We start from the raw sequence: 22,366 nt of genomic DNA, 5'->3' as shown, positions 1-22,366 counted from the left end.
TCCAGCTGAGCTACTGAGACATATGTAATTTCTTCAGGGCAGATCCTGAGAGAAAAAAAGGATGCGTTATTTATTATAACGTATCTTCCGTTAATGTCAAAGGAAATTATGAAATTTGGGTAATATAGAGAAAAGAACCTCTAGGAGCGTGAATGATGTATGCGACCTGTTCTGGCATCGCTGTCTTACTTTAGCATTTTCTTCGCCCCTTTTCTGCTGCCTGTGGTGATATGGTTCATCTCGGATGATGCCATGGTTCGCAAGCACGCTGGCCGGGCTCTTTTCTCACATGTATTTCCGGTTCTAGCTGCGATTCCGCTTCTCTACTTTATGTTCTCGGCCCAGTATGTAGCCTCGATTTTTATGTATATTGTGATCTTTGCCATCATCTATTTCTGTGCTTTCTTGTATAACATTGTTCAAGGCATTCGCATCCTTGCTAACGCGAAGTGGCCTCAGCAGTACTAAACTTAAAGGCCCTCCCTCTACCGGGAGGGCCTCCTTTCTGTAAGGCCGCTGCTTCCAGCTTTAGCTGCCTTTAGGGAGCATCTGCTCCAGCTGGGCTGAGATACTGCCGGAAGTGAGCAGGCTTTGCCGGAATTGCTCTCTTTGCTGCGGGGCATCCAGCACCCCTTCATCACCGAAGTTCTCCTCGGCAATTTCCTCATAAGCGTTGTGCAGATTATTGTTGTACCAGTCTATGGCGAGATCCGATTCATTCCGGATCATTCGGACAATCTCGAAATCCTCACCATTCCCAGCCCTTGCCACATAGACAAGCAGCCCTGGTTCATTTGAGGCCACTGGAGTGACTTCGATTTCAGCACATGCGGTACCATTATGTTCTGTAGTTCTTGTCAGCTTCGCGTCTTTAATTGAGTACATACCTAACGCTCCTCTTTAAATTTATTATTATGCATGAATTAAATTTGAATTTTCCATTTGACTACGGGTCTCCGATGTTCCAAGGCGGTAGATCTCCTGGTATACCCGGTTGATTCGTTCTGAATATCGCGCATGACGTCCATCCTCCGGAGTATCTGGCCAAGGAAATACGAAATCCATGAATTCGTCTTCATCCGCTTCTGCACTTGAGGAAAGCTTGCGTCTAAGCTCATCAGCTTCCTCGGGTGCTGCCTCGATAACCCATTCGTAAGCAGCTGCCCCCGGGTCCTCCAGCACCGAACGGCCCTGAACCGATACATAAAACGTCTTCTTCATGACCCTCCCCCTTTCATACTTCCAAAGCATAGTTTTCCATAAAGGACAGACATTTTATGCCTAGGTTCGGCATAATTTGTATCACCGGCGGCACGAACCGCATATTTAGAGTAACCAAGAGAGAGGATGAAACCATATATGTGCGGAATTACCGGTTTTATCGAGTGGAACCGAGACTTGACGGGGGACTCTGCCCTGCTTCTCACCATGACGGAAACCCTTGGAAAAAGAGGACCCGATGCTCGGGGTACCTGGATCTCCGGTCCTTGTGCATTCGGACACAGAAGACTCAGTGTCATGGACCCTGCTAATGGAGCACAGCCCATGGTCATCCATCAAGATGACCATGTATATACCGTTGTATACAACGGGGAGATATATAATGCGCCTGAGCTAAGAGAAGAATTACTTCAGCGGGGTTACAAATTCCGGACGCAGTGTGATACGGAAGTACTGCTGCAGGCATATATGGAGTGGGGGCCGGACTCCGTTCACAAGCTTAACGGAATCTTTGCTTTCGCGATCTGGGACAGTGTACGGGAGCATGTCTTTTTTGCAAGGGACCGGCTTGGTGTCAAACCTCTGTTCTACAGTGACCGTGATGGCACACTCGTCTTCGGTTCAGAGCCCAAAGCCATTCTGGAGCACCCTAAAGTGGATCCCGTTGTAGGCGCTGAAGGACTTGCTGAAATATTCATCCTCGGTCCGGCCAGAACACCGGGTCACGGGGTTTATACGCAGTTGCGGGAGCTCCGTCCGGGGCAGGCCATGATCTACAGCCGGAGCGGCCTGAGAATCTATACCTACTGGAAACTTGAGTCGTACACACATGAGGATAATGAGGCCCACACGGCAGCCAAGGTGAGAGAGCTCCTGCAGGATACGGTTGAACGGCAGCTGCTCTCTGACGTTCCTGTCTGCACCCTTCTGTCGGGGGGACTTGATTCCAGTGCGCTGACTGCCCTGGCCGTGGATTACTACAAGAGAAGCGGTCAAGGCCAGGTTCATACTTATTCAGTTGATTATGTAGACAACGATAAATATTTCAAGGCCCATAGTTACCAGCCAGGTGCCGACGCACCTTGGATTGAGCGTATGATTGCAGAGCTTGGCACAGAGCATCACTGGATACGCTTCGATACACCCGAGCTAGCCCATGCCCTGGATGCCTCGACAGAAGCGAGAGATCTGCCAGGGATGGCGGATGTGGACTCTTCGCTATATTTGTTCAGCCGCGAGATTAAGAAAGACGCAACGGTTGCGATATCTGGCGAAGCGGCGGATGAGATTTTTGGCGGATATCCTTGGTTCCATCGCGACGAACTACTGAACTCTGGCACCTTCCCATGGTCTGTGGCCACCGGGCTTCGCTCCGAGCTACTGGCACCCGAGATCCGGGAATGGATCTCCCCGCAGGAGTATATCCAGGACCGCTATCAGGATGCGGTAAATGAAGTTCCGAAGCTAAAAGGAGAGACGGGAAAAGAAGCCCAGATGCGCATCATGTCTTATTTGAACATTACCCGATTCATGCCAACTCTGCTGGATCGCAAGGACCGGATGAGTATGGCAGCAGGGCTTGAGGTACGTGTACCTTTTTGCGATCACAGGCTCGTACAGTATGTGTGGAATATTCCTTGGGAGATCAAGACTGCCGGGGACCGGGAGAAGGGAATTCTTCGCAAAGCCCTAGAAGGTGTTCTACCGGAAGATGTGCTGTACCGGAAGAAAAGCCCCTATCCCAAAACCCATAACCCTGCCTATCTAAATGTGGTGAGGCAGCAGGTGCTGAATATTCTGGATGACAGTACGTCTCCTATTCTCCCCCTGATCAACCAGGATAAAATTCGCGAAATTGCTTCTTCCACAGAAGCCTCATCCAATCTTCCCTGGTTCGGTCAGTTGATGTCGGGTCCCCAATTATTCGCTTATTTAGCCCAGGTTAACCATTGGCTCAAGACGTACAAAGTTGCAATCCGGTAATACCCGAATCAATTACTAGAGTATATCTTCATAGTCTTAACCTATAACCTCTATATCGATTATATATTTCCATTATAAGCATCTTCATGCAACAATGAATTTAACTTAATTCAAAGGAGCTGCTGAAGATGAGTTCAACAAATATCTGGAACCCGGAGTCTTATGATAACAAGCTTGCCTTTGTGTCGGAATACGGTAAAAATTTAATTCATCTGCTTGCACCAAAGAGCAACGAACGGATCCTGGATCTGGGCTGTGGAACCGGAGACTTAACCTTCCAGATCGCTGAGTCCGGAGCGAAGGTAACAGGAATTGATTATTCAGCGAACATGATTGAAGCGGCACGGAAGAAATATCCTGATCTGAATTTTAAAATAAGTAACGGAGAGAGCTTCACCGAGGAGGAGCCTTATGATGCCGTATTCTCTAATGCGGCGCTGCACTGGATGAAGAACGCACAAGGTGTCGTCCGTTCCATCTATCACGTATTAAAGCCTGGAGGAAGATTTGTAGCCGAATTCGGCGGTAAAGGCAACGTAGAGACCATAATTCAGGCCATTTATGAGGTGTTCGAAGAGGAATACGGTATAGATGCTTCTACGCTTAACCCATGGTACTTCCCAAGTATCGGAGAATATGCCCAGCTCCTTGAAGAACAAGGCTTCAAAGTAGAATTTATGCGCCATTACGACCGACCTACGAAGCTGAGTGACAACAAGGAAGGATTAAGCGGCTGGCTTGCTAATTTCGGAGGCGACTTCCTGAACGGGTTCTCAGATGATCAGAGAACCGCTCTCTACGCCAAAGTTACAGAAAGATTGGTTCCCATGCTGATGCACGAAGGCTCCATGTATGCTGATTACAAAAGACTAACCGTTGTCGCGGTCAAAATCTAATGACTCGGTTCTCACGCATAACTGCATGAACATGAATAAAGGACGGCTGCCTGGCACGGCAGTCGTCCTTTACTGTAATATCACTTCTTAGTCCTTGTCCTATCACTTTTCGGTCCTTGCCCTATCACTTCAATCCAAGTTTGTCCTTCAAGATGCGCAGCGCAGCCCCGCGGTGGCTGATTGCCTGCTTCTCCTGGAGCGTAAGCTCAGCCATGGCTTTCTGGTAAGCGGGGACATAGAAAATGGGGTCGTAACCAAATCCCCCACTTCCCGCAGGCTCTGCCGATATCATGCCTTCCACGGTACCTTCAGCCTCTACGAATTCTCCGGTTCCCGGGTCATAGAGTGCCAAGTGACATACGAAACGGGCAGGACTTAAGAGCGGCTGCTCCGTATCTTCCCCTTCGGACAACTTCTGCAGTTCATCCAGCAATTTGTCATTGTTCTCTGCATCTGTAGCATGGTCCCCAGAATAACGCGCCGAATAGACGCCGGGAGCCCCGCCGAGCTTGTCTACACAAAGTCCGGAGTCATCGGCGAGAACAGGCTTGCCGAGCGCATCGCCTACCGTCTTCGCCTTCTTGCGGGCATTAGCGGCGAACGTATCGCCATCCTCCACCACCTCAGGCAGCTCCGGATAATCGTACATGCTCTTCACGGTGCCGCCCAGCTCGGCGAGGGCAAATGCGAATTCTTTGACCTTACCCTGGTTCTTCGTGGCCACAATAATCTCCGTATCCTTAAAAGGGTTCATACCTTCTTCCCTGCCTGACCTGATCCAATTTTCAAAGCAATCGGCCCAAGCACTTCCTGCTGCTGCGCGATCATTTCACGAATTCCTTTCTCAGCCAGCTCCATCATCCCGTTCATTTCCTCGCGGGAGAAGGGGCTTTCCTCGCCCGTACCCTGTATTTCTACGAATTTGCCTTCGCCGGTCATTACCACATTCATGTCTACCTTGGCTTTAGAATCTTCTTCATAATTCAAGTCGAGCAGCAGCTCATTCCCGACTACGCCAACACTGACCGAGGCCAAATAATCCGTAACAGGAAATACGGCGAGATTATGCTTCTGGGCCAGCTTATTAATGGCTATCGACATCGCAATGAAAGCCCCTGTAATCGAGGTAGTTCGAGTCCCTCCATCCGCCTGAACAACATCACAGTCAATGATGACCGTCCGCTCTCCAAGCGCCTGAAGATTAACTACAGATCTGAGCGCACGCCCGATGAGGCGCTGAATCTCCATCGTTCTGCCAGTAAGCTTGCCTCTTGCGGATTCCCGTTGATTTCTCGTCTGGGTTGCACGCGGCAGCATCGCATATTCCGCCGTTACCCATCCGCGTCCTTGACCTTTCATGAACGGGGGAACTTTCTCTTCCACCGTTGCGGTGCAGAGTACCTTGGTATCACCGACTTCAATATATACAGAACCTTCTGCATATTTATTGGGATTAACCGTTAAATTCATAGGCCTGCGCTGATCCGCAAGTCGTTCGTTTATTCTCATGAGTATGTGCCTCCTACATTTCATCCTGTCTATACTTCCCCTATTTTACCAAAGAGATGCTGCAAAAGCACCTTAGGAAGAAAATCCCTTGCCCATACAAAAAAAAGGAGCCGCTGAGCAGCTGGCCCCGGGTGGACATCAGATAGGAATATGATTAAGCGCCTCCGGACGGGAGACAGGCTCGCTGTATTTCTGGTTGTCGTCCCCGACAACGTCTTTGCTGCCATTCATCCAAATGCGTACTTTGTCACTCTTGGTATTCTCCGTTACAGTCAGGACAAGGGACTGAAGAAGCTGTGCCGGCACCTTCTCGCCCGGCTGGAACATGTCATCCTTCAGCGAGACGGTAACCACGCCGTCTTTAGCCGTCTCTACCTGCTCAACCGATGTGTTCGAGGTTAGTACCTGCTGTAATCCATCCCCCTGAACAGGGCCCTGAATCAACTGGGCAAGGGCTGCTTTTACCGTATCTCCACCTGCTGGAACCAACCGGGTCACAGGGACGAAATAAGGTACCCCACTCTTCGTGGATGAGGAGAAATATACCGTAACCGGACTGGTCTGCGAGACATTTGCTCCCGGTGTAAGCTCCAGATTGATTCCGACGGTGCGATTGAGCGGCTGATTCAGCGGCGTATGGGCTACCGGCATCTCATTTAACTTCTGCCCGTCCACCCATAACTGAACGTTCTGAACATCAGGGTTGTCCGTTAACGTCCAGGTTACAGCCTCCATGATCTTGCGCTCATCCTTCACGTCATAGTTCATGAAAGGTTTGGTGAACTCCACAACAGCCAGCTTCTGTTTCTTATCTACGGATACATGGGTAACCTGCGTTCCTTTCGGAAGAACTCCCTGGAAGCCTTCCGGGATAGATGAAGCATACGTCCCGTCCTGTACGAGGGACTCCATAACCTGATTCAACTTCCCTTCCTTACTGCCCTTCGGCAAGTTCAGGGATACAGGTGCAAGCAGGCCCTGATCGTTCTTCAAATAGACCGTGGTTTGATTAGTGTTCTCTGTGCTTGTCTTACCAGAAGAGCTTGTCTGATTCACTTGATCCGCCGTCTGCAGCATCTGTGCTTCAACATTCGCTGGTGGAGGATCGATCTGCGCAGCACCTTGTGAACCGAAGATTCCACATCCTGATAACAACAAAGGGATAGCGAGTAAGCCAGCTGCTGCGGTAGTCTGTATTCTTGGAAAAGATTTCATAGGTCCTTCGTGCCTCCCTAACAATTTTCTGTGGTTTGTATTACTATATATACGAGCCCCCCTTTCGAAAAATAACTATTTTTTCCGGGAAGTGGACACACTGCACATATCAGACGCAGCATGAATATGTTAGGAGTTGAGGTGAAGGTCATGGACAAAGCGAAAATCCCTTACAGCTTGAACAGTAAAAAGGTGGCCGATGCGACCAGAGAATGGCTTCATAAACGGGGCGTCCAAATTTCAGAGATTGCTGAGCTCGTCATGCTCCTACAGCAGAAGTATTATCCCGACCTCACGATGGAGGAATGCATCCATAATGTGGAGCAGGTCCTTACCAAGCGAGAGGTTCAAAACGCGGTATTGACCGGGATTCAGCTGGATATTCTCGCCGAGAAGGAGCTGCTAATTCCCGAGCTGCAGGAGATGATCTCCAATGATGAAGGGCTGTATGGGGTCGATGAGATTCTCGCCTTCTCCATCGTCAACGTATATGGAAGTATCGGATTCACGAATTATGGCTATGTAGATAAGCTGAAGCCCGGCGTACTCGAACGTTTAAATGATAAAAGCCTAGGTCCGGTCCATACGTTCCTCGACGATATTGTAGGTGCGATCGCCGCTTCGGCAAGCAGCCGGATTGCCCACCGCAAACAGGCGGAGCGTGAAATTGAGAAAGGCGAGGAATCCACCGATCAGGCTAGATAAGCTCTATTGAGCATAAATGGCGTTACGGATCTAATATCCGTGACGCCATTTTATTGTGTGTGGAGATGCCGGTGCAGCTTTATAGCGCTGACGGACGTGAGTATTCGGATGATACACCGTGCATCGCATCATCTACCTAAGATTACAAACGAAGGGCTATCCCATGGTCATCTCTGATGACGTATAGGATAGCCCTTCGGAATTTCATTACTTCACATTACTTCCGAATACCAGCACATTGCTTAGCGGACGGCCCGCCTGAGTAAGCACCTTGCCATTCGCGTAGAGGGCAGATGAAGCCCCGCCATCCAGGTTCATGGCCTGCTTCGCGCCCAGCGCCTTCATGATTCCCGCCCACTGCTGCATCGTTGCACCGGATACGGTTGCCAGGAGAATTGAGCCATCCGGCATAATGGCCACCCCGCTGCGCGCTGCGGAGCTCGACAGAATCTTTGGATCATTGAAGCCTTCCGCCTTCGCGTTCAATTCCACTCTGCCATCTCGCACCAGCCGCGGACCTGCGCCTACGGCAGTTACGACATTCTGCCAGGGAATCGCATTTCCTTTATCATCCTTGTAGACCAAATTCTCTTGAACTTTGTATCCAACAACGAAGCGGTCCGAACTCTTCTTCTCATTCCCTGTAAAAACAAGCACGTAACCGTTCTTAGGAATCAGACTGTTCGCATTCGTATCTTTCTTCGTGACCACACCATCCACGATGGTTACGGCAATACCGCCGCTAAACCCAACCCGGCTTCCACGATCCGGAGTATATTTGATAATCGTGCTTGCCCCGCTCGCAGGAGTACGATTGAGGAATACGGCATACCAGCCAATCGAGCTTCCTTTGTCACTGGTGACTGTACCTGTTAGCGAATTACGAAGAGGAGCCATCATGGCCGTACCATCTTTCAGAAAACCAAGGGTTGTCCCATATCCACCGAAATGGGCTAATCTCCCTTGAATAATAAATGTGCCATACGGATCTGTAGGACCACCGTAGGCATTAAAGAAGGCCCCGTTGATTGCCGCTTCCGCATGATAGTTCTTCACAATGGAGGTGAAACCCTCCACTTGGCCCACTTGACGCTTAGCAAGTCCGAGCGTAACAGGAGTTCCTTTGGGAATGGAGACCGTTTGAACGGTAAAGGTCCTGCTTCCAACTTTAACTTTGCTTGAGGAGGCCTTAATTCCCGGCTTCGCTTCAGCTGGAAGAGGACTCAGCGTTCCTGAGGTCAGCAGCAGTACTGCGGCAAGGGACAGCATGATTCTTGTTAATAGATTAGTCCGGTTATAGGTATAATTCTTCTTCATTTATACAACGGCAACTCCCATCCAAGCACATATACTTTTCATTTCAAGTTCTTCAAATTTGGAAGCAATTAATGCGTGATTCAGCTCCAGTCGGCATTCGTCGATCTGACAAGCTAATTCCACATCACACTTAATGGTAGCTAGCTGACGAGACAGATGAAGCATGTCCAGGTCGGTTTCGATCTTGGTCCGCACCCCTTTGGAGAGTGCCTCCAGATTAGCAAGAATCCCTTCGACATCGTGGTACTCCTGTACAAGCTTAACGGCTGTCTTCTCGCCAATTCCGCGTACCCCCGGATAGTTATCACTCGGGTCGCCCATCAATGCCTTAACATCAATAATCTGCCGCGGCAGGAGCTGCTTCTCTTCCATCAGGCTGTCCGGAGTATAGACCATGTAATTGCCATGGCCTTTCTTCATAATAATGACGCTCGTGCAGTCATTGACAAGCTGAAGCATATCATGATCTCCGGTCAACACAAGAACATCCATATCCTGGCAGTAGATCGAAGCCAAGGTTCCGATGCAATCATCAGCCTCATACCCCTGAGCGCTAATATTAGGAATGCCCAGGCTGTCCATCACTTCCAGAATAACAGCGAACTGGGGAATCAGATCGTCCGGTGCTTCCGAGCGGTTGCCCTTGTAAGCTGCAAATTGTTCAGTACGGAATGTCTTGCTTCCCAAATCCCAGCAGCAGGCTACATGGGAAGGGGAGAACTTCTCTACAGCATCCCAGAAATACCGCATGAAGCCATATATCGCATTGGTGGGAAGACCGGCCTTCGTGCGGCGGATGTAGCCGCTGGCTGCGGACGCATAAAAGGCCCGGAACATGAGCGCCATTCCGTCTACCAACAATAAAGTTTCTTTGTTACTTGTCGTCAACGTTCTCTCTCCTTCATTCGTTCCTGGATTTGGAGCTTTGAACTCTTGAACCCAGATCGTATATACTCCAGTATATCACATGAGCAGCACGTCTTCGATTACTAATGTCTTCCCCATGCCAGCTCGAACATGTCTTCCTTGAAGCCTACCGTCACTTTCTTCCCGTCTGTAACGATCGGCCTCTTGATTAGACGGCCATTTGAAGCAAGCAGTTCGATCTGCTCTTCCCGGGAAAGACCCGCAAGCTTGTCCTTCAGCCCCATCTCTTTATAGACTTCACCGCTCGTATTAAAGAACTTTTTGAGTTCAAGTCCGCTGTGATCAATCAAAGCTGCAAGCTCCTCCTTACTTGGCGGTGCCTCAAAAATATGTCTAGTATCAAGCTGGTATCCCGCTGAATTCAGCCATTTCACTGCATTCCGGCAGGTTCCGCATTTCGGGTATTGATATACGATTAATTCACTCATGATGAGCCTCCAGTTATCCGTGATCTGTTATTAAATAATTTCTTAGCCTATCCATGTCTTCAGGAAGAGGCGCTTTGAAGATCATATCTTGGCCAGTAAGCGGATGACGCAGCCCCAGTTCTGCTGCATGCAGCGCCTGCCGCCCAATCAGGAGGTTTAGCTGATCCATCTTCTCCCGATTGCCCTCTGGACATTTATCCCTGGACGGATAGGTATACATCTTGTCCCCAATAAGCGGACACCCCACCGAAGTCATATGCACACGAATCTGGTGAGTTCGTCCTGTTCCCAGTCGAATATCCACTAAAGAAGCAGGGCTGTATTTCTCAACGATTCTGTAAAAGGTTAAAGCAGAGTATCCGTCAGGCGTAACGATACGCCGATGGGGTTCAAGCGGGTCGCGGTCAATAGGCCCGTCTATTGTTCCTTCTTCAGGCGAAGGAGCCCCGTGAACCAAGGCTCTATACCGTTTGGTTATCTGCCCGGCAATCAACTGTTCAGAAATATGCTGGTGGATATAGGCATTCTTGGCTATGGCGAGTACACCGCTCGTCTCCTGATCGAGCCTATGTATAGGGCGAAATCGGAATCTCTCTCCGCGTTCCTTCCAGTAGTGAACCACCCCATTTGCAAGCGTCCCGGTATAATGACCATGGGTGGGGTGTACGATAATTCCCGGTTCTTTATTCACAATCAGCAGAGCTTCATCCTCATACAAAATTTCAAACGGAATTGGCTCCGGCAAAATATCATCCGACTCTTCCTGCTCCATTCGGATGGCAATCCGGTCACCCTGCTTGACCTTGACACTAATGTAGACTCTTTCCCCATTCAGCATAACCCCTTGTTCCGTCAGCTTGATCTTGGACATAAGTTTACGGGATACGCCGAGTCTTCGCTGAAGCACTGTCTTCAGCAGCATGCCGCTGTCTTCTTCTTTTACTTCATATTCAATAGGATCATAATAAGCTGTCATTGGTTACGGAACACCTTAGCGCTGCGCTCATATTCTATATCGGCCATCTTCAGTCTGGCATTAGCCGTTCTGGCAACAGCGAAGAAGAAATCCGACAGGCGGTTCAAGTATCTAAGAACATCCGGGTTAATGTCCCGCTTCGCTCCAAGTGAGACCGTCCGGCGCTCAGCCCGGCGGCAGACTGTACGGCAGATATGCAGTGTAGAAGACAGTGCAGTACCGCCAGGCAGTATGAATTTCTCAAGCTTCGGGTTCTCTTGTTCATAGGCGTCTATCCACTGCTCCAACTGGTCCACCATAGACGCACTTACCTTATAGCGGGATTCGCTTAACTGGACAAAAGCCAGGTCTGACCCGCAGTCGAACAGCTCGTGCTGGATTTGGAGTAAATGCTGAATTAAGTCTGCGAATTCTGCAGGATCAGCCTGACTCATCGCCTGGCCTACAAAACAATTCAACTCATCAATCGTTCCATAGGCTTCAATTCGCTCGTCGTCCTTCATGACTCTGGCTCCAATGACAGACGTTTTGCCCTCATCACCCGTGCGTGTATAAATAGACATATTTGCTTGTGTCACTCCTCTATGTTATTAAGTCCTGTTCCGAAAAAAGGAGACCCTCTGGAGGATCTCCTTTGATTAAATATAGATTAGTATTTCTTGTTACTCTTCATAAATTCATTAATCTTAAGATCAAGCAGGCTGCTAATCTCGATGACTATATCGGAGGTAAAAGATTGTTCCTGCATGAAAAGTCTCTCCATCCGGTTACGGAGAACTAAAATTTCATCTTCCAAGGATTCGGAAATGGATGATGAAGCGAGAGGGTTCTCTTTCGTTGTCCACTGTTGTGATTTATCATCTTCGGCAACGTAGTAATCAGTTTGATTATACAGGTTGTATTCTCCGCTTCGCATTCGCAATCCCTCCTTGAATGTTAGAAATCTCTTAAACTTTCTCTTACATAAGATGTTACCTAAAATCAGCTCTCACAAAACAAAATTATATCATGACTATCATCCAATAATCAATTAGAATATGAAAATTCTGCTAATTCAGCCCATTTTCAGCTTATTGATAAACTCACCCATACGGCTGATAGCTTCCGTTAAATTGGCAACAGAAGTTGCGTACGAGCATCTGAGGAATCCTTCTCCGCCCAGACCGAACACATTACCTGGAACCGCAGCCACCTTAGCTTCAACAAGCAGTCTCTGCGCGAATTCGTCTGAAGAGAGACCCGTAGATTCCACACTTGGGAAGGCATAAAAAGCGCCTTGAGGTTCATGACACTCGAGTCCGATGTCACGCAGTCCCTGAACGACCAATCTGCGGCGCTGATTGTAGGAATCGATCATTCGATCCTTCTCCTCAATTCCGTTGGTGAGCGCTTCAAGAGCAGCCACTTGGCCCATAATAGGTGCACACATCACGGTATATTGATGGATTTTCAGCATGGCATAGATCAGATCAGGATGAGCACATACATATCCCATCCGCCAGCCTGTCATGGCAAAGGCTTTGGAGAATCCACTCACTAGGATCGTGCGGTCCATCATGCCCGGAATAGATGCAAAGCTGACATGTTTCTGTCCGTAGGTTAGTTCTGCATAAATTTCATCGGAAATAACGAGAAGGTCGTGATCCTCCACAACTTTGGCAATCGGGAGCCAGTCCTCATAAGTCATGATTCCGCCGGTTGGATTGCTCGGGTAGTTAAGGATCAAGACTTTAGATTTGGGAGTGATCTTAGCAAGTAGGTTCTCCGCAGTTATCTTGAAATTATCCTTCGCGTAGGTCCCGATCTCTACCGGAACTCCTCCGGCAATGGAGGTGAGCGGAGAATAGGGAAGATAACATGGAGCAGGAACCAGCACTTCATCTCCGGGAGCAATCAACGCCCTAAGTGCCAAATCGATGGCTTCACTTCCCCCTACGGTAACCAGGATTTGATTCGAAGGCTCATATGCCACTTGAAAGTTATCGTACAAGTACTGGCCAATCGCCTCACGTAGTTCTGGTGTTCCGGAGTTTGATGTATAGCTCGTAAATCCTCTTTCAAGAGAGTGTACGGTTGCTTCCCGGACATGCCATGGCGTAATAAAGTCCGGTTCACCGACTCCCAGCGTAATAATGTCTTTGTTGCCGCTCGCTAAATCGAAAAATCTTCTAATTCCCGATGGCTGGATCTCCCGCACCAGCGGTGCCAAGTACGAGTTCATCGATTTGCCGACTTCCTGCTCTGATCTCTGACCTGGATTTACTATCATGACATGACTTCCTTTACGGAGAAATCACAAGACGATGATCTTCTTCATGATCTTCGAAGATGATGCCGTCCTGTTTGTATTTTTTGAGAATAAAATGAGTTTTGGTAGACAGAACCGATTCCAGCGGGGACAGCTTATCCGATACAAAGCTTGCGACTTCTTTCAGATTTCGTCCTTCCACTTCTACCAGCAGATCATATGCACCCGACATTAAATATACGGACTTAACTTGAGAGAACAAATAAATACGTTCAGCAATGGCATCAAATCCACGCCCGCGCTCGGGTGTAATTTGGACTTCAATCAGTGCGGTTACTTTCTCGTCATCTATCTTGCTGGAGTTAACCACTGTCGCATATTTCACAATAATGTGATCTTCCTCAAGCTCGCGAATGGCTGTCTTGACTTCTTCCAATGAGGCACCTAGAAGGGTGGCCAGCAGTTCAGGGTTACGTCTGGCATCCTCACGGAGTAGATCTAGGACTTTAAGCTTCAGTTCACTTAGCGCTTTCATATAATACCTCCAGTACCTGTTCTCCAGGCCTTTAATTCAAGGCCTTTCTTGCTTGGGAAATCAGAAGTTCGTTGTATCTATCTTACATGATTTTGGTGCATCTGCAAACAAAAACCGTCCCCCCGTGTCAGTGTTCACGGCAAGGACGGAGTATTGTAAGAGCAGTTATTTCAAGGGTGAAAGAGCACTTTAGCTCATATGAAGGGACTCGCCCTGGGAAGCATTTCCTTGTGCGGACGTCATCTGAGCGTACTGCTGACTCTTCTGCTGAGTCTGGGTCGCATGCTGATAGAGCTTATCCACTTCCTGCCGCGGGGCATGAGAGGGTGACTGATAAGAACCGTTGTGCTGCATGAGCTGATACAGCTCGCCCTGCAGGCGGAGCGTACCATCGGTAAGCTGGTTGAACATCTGGCGTACCGTCTGGCACGATGACTCCGTTGTTGCCGTAGTGTATTCGCGGGCAGTTCTTCTAAGATCCGCCAGAATTGTATTAAGGATATCTTGTTCAGCCAAATTAGCTTGGTTATTCACAGAACCTTCCTCCTTTATTATTGTACTTGATTGGGTGCAAGGGCTTGATGTTCTTTAAGCGTGTCGGTGAGAAGCTGCAAATGCTGCTGATGGGTAGAAATATACTGGGAAAGTGCCTGCTGGACATTGGCATTCTGGGATACAGCCGCAGCTGCGGCACTCTGCTTAATTAACAAGTCTTCATTCATGATCGAATCTGCAATATAATTCAGCTCTTTGGTAGTCAGCGGCTGAAGAGAACTTGGGTTCACGGTTAATCATTCCTCCTCGGTAAATTTTCACCCCCATATTATGGCCGCTTTATCACTTTATGATGCACAAAAAGCCTGTCTCAGAGCATTCTGAGCAGGCCTTTTGTGACAAAGTCTTGACCAACTAGGCTTGATTCTTGCCAGTTGTAATACTGCGAATGAGTTGGTTCCTGTCTGTTTCTGACAGAAACTTGCTAACTGAGAAGCAGGATGAGCACACATACACGTTCAAAGTGTATGGAGCCTTAAGAAGAGGGGCGTTCTGCTGCTGCACGCCGCTATTCGCATTCACCTGCTCCTGGCCGGCGAGGAGCATATACTCCCGGCAGTGCGGACATTCAGGAACGTCATCTTGAGCATCCAGAATTCGTTCGACTGCAGACTCATATTCAAGCAGGTCCGCTCCTGCATTTGCAAAAGAATTCACCCGGCGAACTACACCGGAGCTCTCTTCTTCATCAGCATCCCAAAAGCCAAGGGTATCCTGGCTTTCTTCATCAACAGAGTCAGTATCTTCCTCATACTCCTCTTCGTCTCCCAGGTTAATTTGAAGAGTACGGTAGCCTTTCAGTTCATTATGGCAGTGTGGACATTCCTCTTCGGGGCCAATTTCTTCGTCCCATACGATTTCTGTCAGACACCAAGGACACACAGTGGTTTCCATATTAGATAGTCCTTCCTCTTGTTAAATTTAAGCCCGCATTAAAAATATGACGCCTGCGATAATAAAAAGCACTGCAGCCACAAACAATACCCGGACCAGATTTTTTATCATGTATCCTCCTAATGCCCTCTACATTATATCTGTGAGAACTATCCAAGACTTGCTCCGATTACGAAGGATAACGAGACCGATATCCCCAAGGCAATGATGCCCACAGCCCGGTTATCCTCTGCAATCTCTCGATCGATCCGAAATACAGGGGTTACAAATTCAAATAAAATATAGGAGATGAACAGCAGTATGGTGCCTGCGAAGGACCAGATCATGAAATCGTAGATGGTTCCATGAAGCGCTGCGGAATAGCGAATAATGTTGCATATTCCAAATATTTTACCTGCTGTAGCCAGTGCAGCTGCCATATTTCCGCGTTTGATCTCATCCCAGCACCGATAGCGGGCCGCGAATTCAAAACAATAGAGAAATACGATCAATTCCAATATAGCAACCGAGAACAAACCTAAAGTCATTCCAATAGGATACTCCAGCAGCCGATCAATGGATTCCTTCAACAGGCAATCTCCCCCATCGTTATTTCAATTCCGCAACGGTAACCCCAGTACCACCTTCACCATAATTACCAATTCGGTAGCTCTTCACATTTTTGTGCTTGCGGAGATATTCCTGAATTCCCGTACGCAGAATTCCCGTTCCTTTACCGTGGATGATATACACTTGGCCCAAATTGCTCAGAAAAGCTTCATCAATGAACCGGTCTACCTCCATTAGCGCTTCTTCCAGATTCGCACCTCTAAGATCCAGCTCGGACCGCGTCTGGTCATCCCGGGTTCTCTTCAGATTCGTTACCGTGCGCTGCTGTACAGCAGCCCCTGCGGAACCCTGCTGGATCAGCTCCAGGTCATCCAGCGCCACCTTCATCTTCATGATTCCAAGCTGCACAACCGCTTCCTTGCCGGACAGCTCTACGACATGTCCTTTCTGATTCAGGCTGTACACTTTAACCTCATCCCCAGGTTCGATTGATCTCACTTGCTTGGCCGCTTTGCGCACGGCAGCCGCCTTCTTCCGCTTGGCTGGCTCTGCTTCGTCCAGCTGTTTGCGGGCCGCAATCAGCTTATGCTCCTTAACGGAAGCTCCTTCTTCCAGGGCAAGCTTTCTCAGATCATGGATTATCTTCTCTGCTTCGTTTCTGGCTTTATCAATAATATTCCGGGCATCGGCTTCAGCCTTCTCCAGACGTTTGTCGCGCTGCTGCTCCAGCTTCTCCAGTTCAGACTCGTGCTGGGTGCGAAGGCTTTCAAGCTCTTGTCTGAGCTTCTCCGCCTTCTCACGCTCTTGCTCGGCCCCGAGTCGATTCTCCTCTAGGGAAGCAATCATATGTTCAACCCGCAGATCCTCTTCCTTAACCTCACCCCGGGCGAAATCAAGAATACTTCCAGGCAGCCCAAGACGCTCCGCAATTGCGAACGCGTTGCTTCGTCCCGGCACGCCGATCAGAAGGCGATAAGTTGGACTTAGGGTATTTACATCAAACTCCATGCTCGCATTAATGACGCCTTTGCGTTCATAGGCGTAAGCCTTGAGTTCACTGTAGTGGGTCGTCGCAACCATTCGGCACCCCAGCGAATGAATATGCTCCAGAATCGCCACAGCAAGGGCGGAGCCTTCTGCCGGATCTGTACCAGCTCCTACCTCATCCAGGAGGACGAGGCTTTTTGGAGACATTTTGCTGAGAATCGAAATAATATTGGTCATGTGGCTGGAGAATGTACTGAGGTTCTGCTCAATACTCTGTTCATCGCCGATATCCGCATAGATCGCATCAAAGACACAAAGCTGACTCCCATCCTCCGCCGGTACGAACAAACCGGACATCGCCATCAGACTTAGAAGACCGATGGTCTTAAGAGTAACCGTCTTACCCCCCGTATTCGGTCCTGTAACGATAATGGAGGTGTACTGATTGCCGAGCTCTGCTTCAAGCGGAACGACCTTATCCAAAGGAATAAGCGGATGACGGCCTTTCTTCAGCTTCATGAAACCGCGGTCATTCATCATGGGCAGGGTTCCCTTGACTTCACGGGCGAGACGGGCCTTGGCAAAAATGAAATCAAGCTGACTGAGCACATCGCAGTCATATTGAAGCAGCTCAGTCTGTTCACCCACAAGGGCTGTCAGCTTCTGCAAAATAACTTCAATTTCCCTTTCTTCCCGCAGCCGGGTCTCCCGCAGCTTGTTATTCATCGCGACAATGGATTCAGGTTCGATGAACAGGGTTGCCCCCGAACCGGACTGATCATGGACAATTCCGCCGAAATGCGCCCGGTATTCCGCCTTCACTGGGATAACGAACCGGTCCCCGCGGATGGTAATCAGCTGGTCTTGAAGCATCTTGGATACAGAAGAGGAGCGAATCATCGCATCCAGTTTCTCCCTGATTCTTACTTCGCCTCCGCGCAGCTCGCGCCGGATCTGGGCAAGTTCCGCACTGGCTGAATCAACAACCTCGGCATTCTCATTGATACAGAGCTTGATGGCATTCTCGAGCGGCTTCTGCTCACTGAGCTCACTGCAAAGATTATACAGAAGAGTTACTTCCTCCTCTTCATGAATAGTCAAAATATACCGCTTCAGGCGGCGTGCTCCTGATAGGGTCGCCGATATTCCCATAAGCTCATGGGGATTCAGTGTCCCGCCAATTCTTGCCCGCTTAACAGGCATGGTTATGTCCACAATTCCGCCGAAGGGCGGAGCTCCTTTGAGCCGATCCACTTTAAAAGCCTCATCCGTAGCCTGAAGAAGCCTCTTAACATCTTCCAGGTCGGTGACAGGCTTCAGCATTTCAGCGCGCTCCTTCCCAAGTGATGTCTGGGTGAATCCAGCTAATTTATTTATGATTTTCTTATATTCTAAGGTTTGTAAAATTTTCTCGTCCAAGGACGTTCACAACTCCTCTCGGGTATGCATATATTATAAACGATCCGGTTTGCTTTTCGCCATTTTTGGCGCGGCGGGCTAAGTTAATCCACCCACATCACACATAAAGTTAATCCAGCGGGTATATCCTAATGCCGGAGATCTAAAGTACGTTGATGACCTGGAAAGGAGGCTCAATTCCCATGCAATTTTTTGGACATATCATCCGCTTTATTGTATCTGCGTTAGTTCTGATGTTTGTAGGCTGGCTGGTTCCACATTTCACGGTTGGCGGATTTGGCAGTGCACTTTTGCTGGCCATTGTCATCGCCCTATTGGGGTGGATTGTTGAATCTCTTATAGGTTCTAGAGTAACCCCTTTCGGCCGCGGCATCGTAGGCTTCCTGATTAGTGCTTTGGTGATCTGGTTCGCACAGTTCATTGTTCCGGGTGTATCCGTGACGATCATCGGGGCTCTGCTAGCTTCCCTGGTCATCGGAATCATTGACCTCTTCGCTCCACAAGCAACTCCGTTCAACCATTCACGCTAGACTACTGCATAGACATCTTGAATGGACAAAGCCCCAGTTCCTGGAACTGGGGCCTCTTATTCTGAACAGATTCCTTTATTCCGCAAGCTGATGAAAAATAACCCGGTTCTTCCCGGTTCGTTTGGCTGTATAAAGGGCATTATCCGTATTGCGGAATAATAGTTCTTTGCCATTGCCGGGCTGATAGGTACATACACCAATACTTACGGTTACTGGCTGTTCCCTTGAATGGGACAAAGGAAGGCTCTCAATCTTCATTCGTATTTGCTCCGCCTGCTCAGCAGCTTCTTCAGCCGTTGTATCCGTGAAAATTACCGCGAACTCTTCTCCACCATAACGGGCAGCAAAGTTGTTCGGATTTAACAACTCCGTAATACAACCCGCCGCGTCTTTGAGAACGATATCTCCAACCCAATGGCCATAGGTATCATTAACTTTTTTGAAATTATCAATATCGATGAGTGCTAAGTGCAGTGACACTCCATTGGTTTCACAATGTAGGATCAGATTTTCCAAGTATTCATGAAAAGTCTTATGATTATAAAGCCCAGTCAAAGCATCCATCTTGATCAGCTTGTCTGAAATGGCTTTCTCTACAATTAGCTTCTGCTCAGACTTCACCAAGGACTCCATATTCTTCCTTAGCTCCTGGGAGCGAGCCAATATAGCTCGCCCAATCAGTATAACCAGAGTAATATAGATGGCAGCCATAATAAATCCAAACCAGTCTACTCCCAGATTATCCGGACGTATAAATAAATAGGCCAGGCACAGAAACAGAAGGCTGAGCAAACCTGAGCTATACAAAGCACTCCAGCTGAAATATACAAGGGAGAGCAGTATCGGTAAGATAAGTACAATTTCCGCTCCATTAAGAAACGGAAAGAGGATATAAAATGCCAGATAACTCACACTGAACCCGCAGACCAATACAATCTTCTCAACATGCCTCGGCCGGGTTCGCAGCAGTATTTCACTTATGATTAAGAAAAGAAAAATTATAAAATCCGAAACCAGATATCTCAGTTCAAATGTAGACTCGTAGAAGTCAGGGGACAAGGTTGAATGATTTTCAGACAGTATCCACTGGGCAGCTAATAAAATTATGGCTGATCCCCAGTATCCATTCATCAATCTTCGGTTCCATGTCAATCTGATTCCCGGATGTTTGCGACCGCTATTGATGTGTATCCCCTACTTTTAGTATGTTTTGAAAGAATTATATCGCTTATTCTGCTCCTCTGTCCAGCTTACTATTTGTACGGAAGACCTCGAAAGACCTATGAGCTTTCAACTTCGCCTTTTCCAAGTTCACGAATCCTTCATACCCTATGCTCCCTCTCTTCCCTCTTTTGCGTTATGATATTGTTGATGCAGTAATTGAATATCATGAAAAAGGGGATATCGATGAAAAAGACAATCGCGCTTCTGTTCTCAGCTATGCTTTTATTGGTTCTATCCGCCTGCGGCGGTACGCAAACTAACAATAACTCAGCCGGTGAGTCCAATGTGACCCCCAAAGCCGAGCTCGTTATCAACGCTACTAATTATCAATTCGATCAACAAGTGTATCATTTGAAGAAAGACGTTCCGGTCAAAATTGTCTTCAAGAACGAAGCCGGAAATCATGGCGTTATGATCCCGAAGCTGAATCTTCAGCTTGATAGCGAGCATGAGTCTGCTGTGGTGACTCCAACCGAGGCCGGGGAATTTGATATCGCCTGCTCAATCATGTGTGGTACAGGACACAGTCAGATGATCGCCAAAATCGTAGTTGAATAATTTGAAAGGACAGCACCCTGCGTGCTGTCCTTTTCTTTGTGATCTATCCTATCAGGTCTGGTCCTGTTCAATCAGCTCGATCCATTCATTGTACTCCATCTGTAACTTAGCATACTCTTCTTTCAGCTTGGCGTGCTCTTCCTGAATCTTCTGAACCCGCTCCCGCTCCATCTCACGCTCTGTCTGCATCAGCCGATACTCGTGCGAGATCATTTCGAACTGTCCGCCGATCTCCTCCAGCTGGCCAGCCAGCTGATCTCTTTCCAGAACCAGGCTGGACTTCTCCTCAGCAAGTGAATTTGCAGTATCTCCTGCAGCCGCACACTGCTGCTGCCAATCAACCAACTGCTGGCGAAGTACCGCTTCGGATTCACGAATTGAGTTATACTGCTCTTCAGCGGTCTCACAGCGAATCTGCCATTCCAGCTCCCTGTTCTCGGCCTCTTCCAGAGTCTTGGTTCTCTCTTGTACCAAGTCGACATTCCGGTTAAGCTGCTCTTGAAGCTCGGCAAGCTGCTGCTTAAGCTTATCGCCTTCGGCCTTCAGCTCCTGCATCACTTCTTCCGTCTTCTGTTCACGGCGCAGCGTATTCTCATAGGAATCTTTAAGAGAACGGAACTGCTCCTGTACCAAAGCTAGCTCTTCCTCTACTTCCTTGCTGGCCATCTTATCCTTGTTCAGCTGTTCTTTCAAAGACTCAACCTCGTCCTGTGAAGTTCGCAGACCTTGCTCCAAAGCCTCGTTATGTTCTGCAGCCTGTAGCAGCTCATCTTCAAGACGATTGATCTGCTCGTTACGCTTCTCGGCAAGCTTTTGACTGGATTCAGCTTCCTGAACAGTCTTGGCAGCCTCTGCACGCAGCTGCTCTTCAAGCGATTTGGCATTCTGAAGGGCCTGCTGAAGGCTTGTAACTTTCTGCTGAACCGTCTTTGAAGCTTCGAGTGATTGAGTAAGCTGACTTTCAAGCAATGCTGCATTTTCTTTAAGCTTCTTCACTTCTACGGCAGAATTCTCTTCCCGGCGCAGGGACTGTTTGTACTGTTCATCCAATTTGGCCCGGTCTTCTTTTTCTTTCTTCAAAAGCTGCTCTGCTGCACTTAGCTTGTCCTGAAGAGCAGTCCGGCTTTGACGTTCTTCACTCAACTGCTTCTCCAGCTCCTGAATCCGCACAGACTGATTGTGAGCTTCTTTTTCCTTTTCTTTCAAGGTGTCATTCGATTTCTTCAATAATTCTTCAAGCCCAGACTTTTCGCTTTGAAGGCGGTTAAAGGACTCTTGAAGGGTTCCGAACTTAATCTGTTGTTCATTATATAAATTTCCTTGGGTATTAAGCTTCTCTTCGAGTCCCTGCTTCTGCTGGGAGACGGAAGCAAGTTCCAGCTCCACGGCATCCATCTTGACAACTTCCTCCGCCATATGAACCGCGGCAAGAACCGCAATACGTGGAATATCCAAATGCGTATGAGCTTTAGCTATGGTATGCATACGGTCATTAACTTGACGGGCAACCTGCTTCATATATTCAGCACTGCTGCCGACAATTTTATAAGAAGAGCCGTAAATTTCTACGGTTACACTGGTTCGATCGGATTTAGTCAAAGCAAGTACCTCCTTCAATTCTTATGTCTGGTCCAAGATGTGTTATTGTGCAAAAGCCACATCGAATCTTGCTTGCTATAGGATTCGATGT

26 protein-coding genes are annotated in these 22,366 nt (G+C 48.4%); 6 read left to right on the top strand and 20 right to left on the bottom strand.

Annotated elements, in window-relative coordinates; genetic code table 11:
- Nucleotides 1-159 precede the first annotated feature (159 nt).
- Entirely contained in the window at nt 160-468 is a 309-nt protein-coding gene (locus EJP77_RS17915; RefSeq protein ID WP_127200626.1) for a magnetosome magnetite crystal formation protein family, read from the top strand.
- Nucleotides 469-528: 60 nt separating this feature from the next.
- Here the strand turns inward: EJP77_RS17915 and EJP77_RS17910 are convergent, their stop codons facing one another.
- Together EJP77_RS17910 and EJP77_RS17905 are read right to left on the bottom strand one after the other, a co-directional pair.
- Nucleotides 529-885 (bottom strand): hypothetical protein, encoded by a 357-nt coding sequence (locus EJP77_RS17910; protein WP_127200625.1) that lies wholly within the window; start codon nt 883-885, stop codon nt 529-531.
- Nucleotides 886-912: 27 nt separating this feature from the next.
- The gene (locus tag EJP77_RS17905) at nt 913-1,221 is read right to left on the bottom strand and encodes a hypothetical protein (protein ID WP_185897391.1); all 309 of its coding nucleotides are present in this window, start codon (nt 1,219-1,221) and stop codon (nt 913-915) included.
- A 138-nt stretch (nt 1,222-1,359) separates the two neighbouring features.
- Between EJP77_RS17905 and asnB the strand changes: the two genes are divergently transcribed.
- A complete protein-coding gene (gene asnB / locus EJP77_RS17900; protein WP_127200635.1) occupies nt 1,360-3,204 on the top strand; it encodes an asparagine synthase (glutamine-hydrolyzing) in 1,845 nt (614 codons plus the stop codon).
- 128 nt (nt 3,205-3,332) lie between these two features.
- Nucleotides 3,333-4,100 carry a class I SAM-dependent methyltransferase gene (locus EJP77_RS17895; RefSeq protein WP_127200623.1) on the top strand — a complete coding sequence of 256 codons (768 nt, stop codon included), beginning with the start codon at nt 3,333-3,335 and terminating at the stop codon, nt 4,098-4,100.
- 124 nt (nt 4,101-4,224) lie between these two features.
- Here EJP77_RS17895 and EJP77_RS17890 read toward each other — a convergent pair whose 3' ends face one another.
- From EJP77_RS17890 to EJP77_RS17880, 3 genes are all read right to left on the bottom strand, one after another.
- Complete coding sequence (locus EJP77_RS17890) at nt 4,225-4,854, bottom strand: XTP/dITP diphosphatase (RefSeq protein WP_127200622.1); 630 nt, start codon at nt 4,852-4,854, stop codon at nt 4,225-4,227.
- Nucleotides 4,851-5,609, bottom strand: coding sequence for a ribonuclease PH (gene rph, locus EJP77_RS17885; RefSeq protein ID WP_127200621.1), 759 nt, complete (start codon nt 5,607-5,609; stop codon nt 4,851-4,853). Before rph ends, EJP77_RS17890 begins: the two co-directional genes overlap by 4 nt.
- A 138-nt stretch (nt 5,610-5,747) precedes the next feature.
- On the bottom strand, nt 5,748-6,824 hold the full coding sequence (locus tag EJP77_RS17880) for a GerMN domain-containing protein (protein WP_127200620.1): 1,077 nt from the start codon (nt 6,822-6,824) through the stop codon (nt 5,748-5,750).
- 150 nt (nt 6,825-6,974) lie between these two features.
- Between EJP77_RS17880 and EJP77_RS17875 the strand changes: the two genes are divergently transcribed.
- Complete coding sequence (locus tag EJP77_RS17875) at nt 6,975-7,529, top strand: phosphatidylglycerophosphatase A family protein (protein WP_127200619.1); 555 nt, start codon at nt 6,975-6,977, stop codon at nt 7,527-7,529.
- A 207-nt stretch (nt 7,530-7,736) separates the two neighbouring features.
- Here EJP77_RS17875 and EJP77_RS17870 read toward each other — a convergent pair whose 3' ends face one another.
- The 13 genes from EJP77_RS17870 to EJP77_RS17810 form a co-directional block, all read right to left on the bottom strand.
- The gene (locus EJP77_RS17870; protein ID WP_127200618.1) at nt 7,737-8,846 is read right to left on the bottom strand and encodes a phosphodiester glycosidase family protein; all 1,110 of its coding nucleotides are present in this window, start codon (nt 8,844-8,846) and stop codon (nt 7,737-7,739) included.
- Complete coding sequence (locus tag EJP77_RS17865) at nt 8,847-9,734, bottom strand: 5'-3' exonuclease (RefSeq protein WP_127200617.1); 888 nt, start codon at nt 9,732-9,734, stop codon at nt 8,847-8,849.
- Between the two features lie 101 nt (nt 9,735-9,835).
- Nucleotides 9,836-10,201, bottom strand: coding sequence for an arsenate reductase family protein (locus EJP77_RS17860; RefSeq protein ID WP_127200616.1), 366 nt, complete (start codon nt 10,199-10,201; stop codon nt 9,836-9,838).
- 13 nt (nt 10,202-10,214) lie between these two features.
- Complete coding sequence (locus tag EJP77_RS17855; protein ID WP_127200615.1) at nt 10,215-11,177, bottom strand: RluA family pseudouridine synthase; 963 nt, start codon at nt 11,175-11,177, stop codon at nt 10,215-10,217.
- Nucleotides 11,174-11,740 (bottom strand): cob(I)yrinic acid a,c-diamide adenosyltransferase, encoded by a 567-nt coding sequence (locus EJP77_RS17850; protein WP_127200614.1) that lies wholly within the window; start codon nt 11,738-11,740, stop codon nt 11,174-11,176. Before EJP77_RS17850 ends, EJP77_RS17855 begins: the two co-directional genes overlap by 4 nt.
- An 86-nt stretch (nt 11,741-11,826) precedes the next feature.
- Nucleotides 11,827-12,093: an aspartyl-phosphate phosphatase Spo0E family protein gene (locus tag EJP77_RS17845; RefSeq protein ID WP_127200613.1), complete on the bottom strand. Its 267-nt coding sequence runs from the start codon at nt 12,091-12,093 to the stop codon at nt 11,827-11,829.
- Between the two features lie 138 nt (nt 12,094-12,231).
- Nucleotides 12,232-13,446, bottom strand: coding sequence for an aminotransferase class I/II-fold pyridoxal phosphate-dependent enzyme (locus EJP77_RS17840; RefSeq protein ID WP_127200612.1), 1,215 nt, complete (start codon nt 13,444-13,446; stop codon nt 12,232-12,234).
- Between the two features lie 13 nt (nt 13,447-13,459).
- Nucleotides 13,460-13,960: an Lrp/AsnC family transcriptional regulator gene (locus EJP77_RS17835; protein WP_127200611.1), complete on the bottom strand. Its 501-nt coding sequence runs from the start codon at nt 13,958-13,960 to the stop codon at nt 13,460-13,462.
- Nucleotides 13,961-14,149: 189 nt separating this feature from the next.
- The gene (locus tag EJP77_RS17830) at nt 14,150-14,494 is read right to left on the bottom strand and encodes a spore coat protein (RefSeq protein WP_127200610.1); all 345 of its coding nucleotides are present in this window, start codon (nt 14,492-14,494) and stop codon (nt 14,150-14,152) included.
- Between the two features lie 17 nt (nt 14,495-14,511).
- Complete coding sequence (locus tag EJP77_RS17825) at nt 14,512-14,745, bottom strand: hypothetical protein (protein ID WP_127200609.1); 234 nt, start codon at nt 14,743-14,745, stop codon at nt 14,512-14,514.
- Between the two features lie 124 nt (nt 14,746-14,869).
- The gene (locus tag EJP77_RS17820) at nt 14,870-15,409 is read right to left on the bottom strand and encodes a hypothetical protein (protein WP_127200608.1); all 540 of its coding nucleotides are present in this window, start codon (nt 15,407-15,409) and stop codon (nt 14,870-14,872) included.
- Between the two features lie 149 nt (nt 15,410-15,558).
- The gene (locus EJP77_RS17815; RefSeq protein WP_127200607.1) at nt 15,559-15,978 is read right to left on the bottom strand and encodes a DUF350 domain-containing protein; all 420 of its coding nucleotides are present in this window, start codon (nt 15,976-15,978) and stop codon (nt 15,559-15,561) included.
- A 19-nt stretch (nt 15,979-15,997) separates the two neighbouring features.
- The gene (locus tag EJP77_RS17810; protein WP_127200606.1) at nt 15,998-18,364 is read right to left on the bottom strand and encodes an endonuclease MutS2; all 2,367 of its coding nucleotides are present in this window, start codon (nt 18,362-18,364) and stop codon (nt 15,998-16,000) included.
- A gap of 182 nt (nt 18,365-18,546) precedes the next feature.
- Between EJP77_RS17810 and EJP77_RS17805 the strand changes: the two genes are divergently transcribed.
- Nucleotides 18,547-18,894, top strand: coding sequence for a phage holin family protein (locus tag EJP77_RS17805; RefSeq protein WP_127200605.1), 348 nt, complete (start codon nt 18,547-18,549; stop codon nt 18,892-18,894).
- Between the two features lie 75 nt (nt 18,895-18,969).
- Here EJP77_RS17805 and EJP77_RS17800 read toward each other — a convergent pair whose 3' ends face one another.
- Nucleotides 18,970-19,701 carry a GGDEF domain-containing protein gene (locus tag EJP77_RS17800; RefSeq protein ID WP_185897390.1) on the bottom strand — a complete coding sequence of 244 codons (732 nt, stop codon included), beginning with the start codon at nt 19,699-19,701 and terminating at the stop codon, nt 18,970-18,972.
- Between the two features lie 600 nt (nt 19,702-20,301).
- On the opposite strand from EJP77_RS17800, the gene EJP77_RS17795 reads away from it, so the two are divergent.
- Nucleotides 20,302-20,676 carry a cupredoxin domain-containing protein gene (locus EJP77_RS17795; RefSeq protein WP_127200603.1) on the top strand — a complete coding sequence of 125 codons (375 nt, stop codon included), beginning with the start codon at nt 20,302-20,304 and terminating at the stop codon, nt 20,674-20,676.
- Nucleotides 20,677-20,727: 51 nt separating this feature from the next.
- On the opposite strand, the gene zapA is transcribed toward EJP77_RS17795, so the two are convergent.
- Complete coding sequence (gene zapA / locus EJP77_RS17790; protein ID WP_185897389.1) at nt 20,728-22,275, bottom strand: cell division protein ZapA; 1,548 nt, start codon at nt 22,273-22,275, stop codon at nt 20,728-20,730.
- Nucleotides 22,276-22,366 lie beyond the last annotated feature (91 nt).

This window comes from Paenibacillus zeisoli (assembly GCF_003994465.1).
Classification (GTDB): Bacteria; Bacillota; Bacilli; order Paenibacillales; family Paenibacillaceae; genus Fontibacillus; species Fontibacillus zeisoli.
The sequence above is the reverse complement of the archived record's forward strand: the minus strand, read 5'-3'. Positions and strand labels throughout refer to the sequence as shown.

What these genes read in the sequence shown, in the direction of transcription:
- EJP77_RS17915 (WP_127200626.1), top strand. Translation starts at nt 160, where the DNA reads ATGCGACCTGTTCTGGCATCGCTGTCTTACTTTAGCATTTTCTTCGCC.
- EJP77_RS17910 (WP_127200625.1), bottom strand. Translation starts at nt 885, where the DNA reads ATGTACTCAATTAAAGACGCGAAGCTGACAAGAACTACAGAACATAAT.
- EJP77_RS17905 (WP_185897391.1), bottom strand. Translation starts at nt 1,221, where the DNA reads ATGAAGAAGACGTTTTATGTATCGGTTCAGGGCCGTTCGGTGCTGGAG.
- asnB (WP_127200635.1), top strand. Translation starts at nt 1,360, where the DNA reads ATGTGCGGAATTACCGGTTTTATCGAGTGGAACCGAGACTTGACGGGG.
- EJP77_RS17895 (WP_127200623.1), top strand. Translation starts at nt 3,333, where the DNA reads ATGAGTTCAACAAATATCTGGAACCCGGAGTCTTATGATAACAAGCTT.
- EJP77_RS17890 (WP_127200622.1), bottom strand. Translation starts at nt 4,854, where the DNA reads ATGAACCCTTTTAAGGATACGGAGATTATTGTGGCCACGAAGAACCAG.
- rph (WP_127200621.1), bottom strand. Translation starts at nt 5,609, where the DNA reads ATGAGAATAAACGAACGACTTGCGGATCAGCGCAGGCCTATGAATTTA.
- EJP77_RS17880 (WP_127200620.1), bottom strand. Translation starts at nt 6,824, where the DNA reads ATGAAATCTTTTCCAAGAATACAGACTACCGCAGCAGCTGGCTTACTC.
- EJP77_RS17875 (WP_127200619.1), top strand. Translation starts at nt 6,975, where the DNA reads ATGGACAAAGCGAAAATCCCTTACAGCTTGAACAGTAAAAAGGTGGCC.
- EJP77_RS17870 (WP_127200618.1), bottom strand. Translation starts at nt 8,846, where the DNA reads ATGAAGAAGAATTATACCTATAACCGGACTAATCTATTAACAAGAATC.
- EJP77_RS17860 (WP_127200616.1), bottom strand. Translation starts at nt 10,201, where the DNA reads ATGAGTGAATTAATCGTATATCAATACCCGAAATGCGGAACCTGCCGG.
- EJP77_RS17855 (WP_127200615.1), bottom strand. Translation starts at nt 11,177, where the DNA reads ATGACAGCTTATTATGATCCTATTGAATATGAAGTAAAAGAAGAAGAC.
- EJP77_RS17850 (WP_127200614.1), bottom strand. Translation starts at nt 11,740, where the DNA reads ATGTCTATTTATACACGCACGGGTGATGAGGGCAAAACGTCTGTCATT.
- EJP77_RS17845 (WP_127200613.1), bottom strand. Translation starts at nt 12,093, where the DNA reads ATGCGAAGCGGAGAATACAACCTGTATAATCAAACTGATTACTACGTT.
- EJP77_RS17840 (WP_127200612.1), bottom strand. Translation starts at nt 13,446, where the DNA reads ATGATAGTAAATCCAGGTCAGAGATCAGAGCAGGAAGTCGGCAAATCG.
- EJP77_RS17835 (WP_127200611.1), bottom strand. Translation starts at nt 13,960, where the DNA reads ATGAAAGCGCTAAGTGAACTGAAGCTTAAAGTCCTAGATCTACTCCGT.
- EJP77_RS17820 (WP_127200608.1), bottom strand. Translation starts at nt 15,409, where the DNA reads ATGGAAACCACTGTGTGTCCTTGGTGTCTGACAGAAATCGTATGGGAC.
- EJP77_RS17805 (WP_127200605.1), top strand. Translation starts at nt 18,547, where the DNA reads ATGCAATTTTTTGGACATATCATCCGCTTTATTGTATCTGCGTTAGTT.
- EJP77_RS17795 (WP_127200603.1), top strand. Translation starts at nt 20,302, where the DNA reads ATGAAAAAGACAATCGCGCTTCTGTTCTCAGCTATGCTTTTATTGGTT.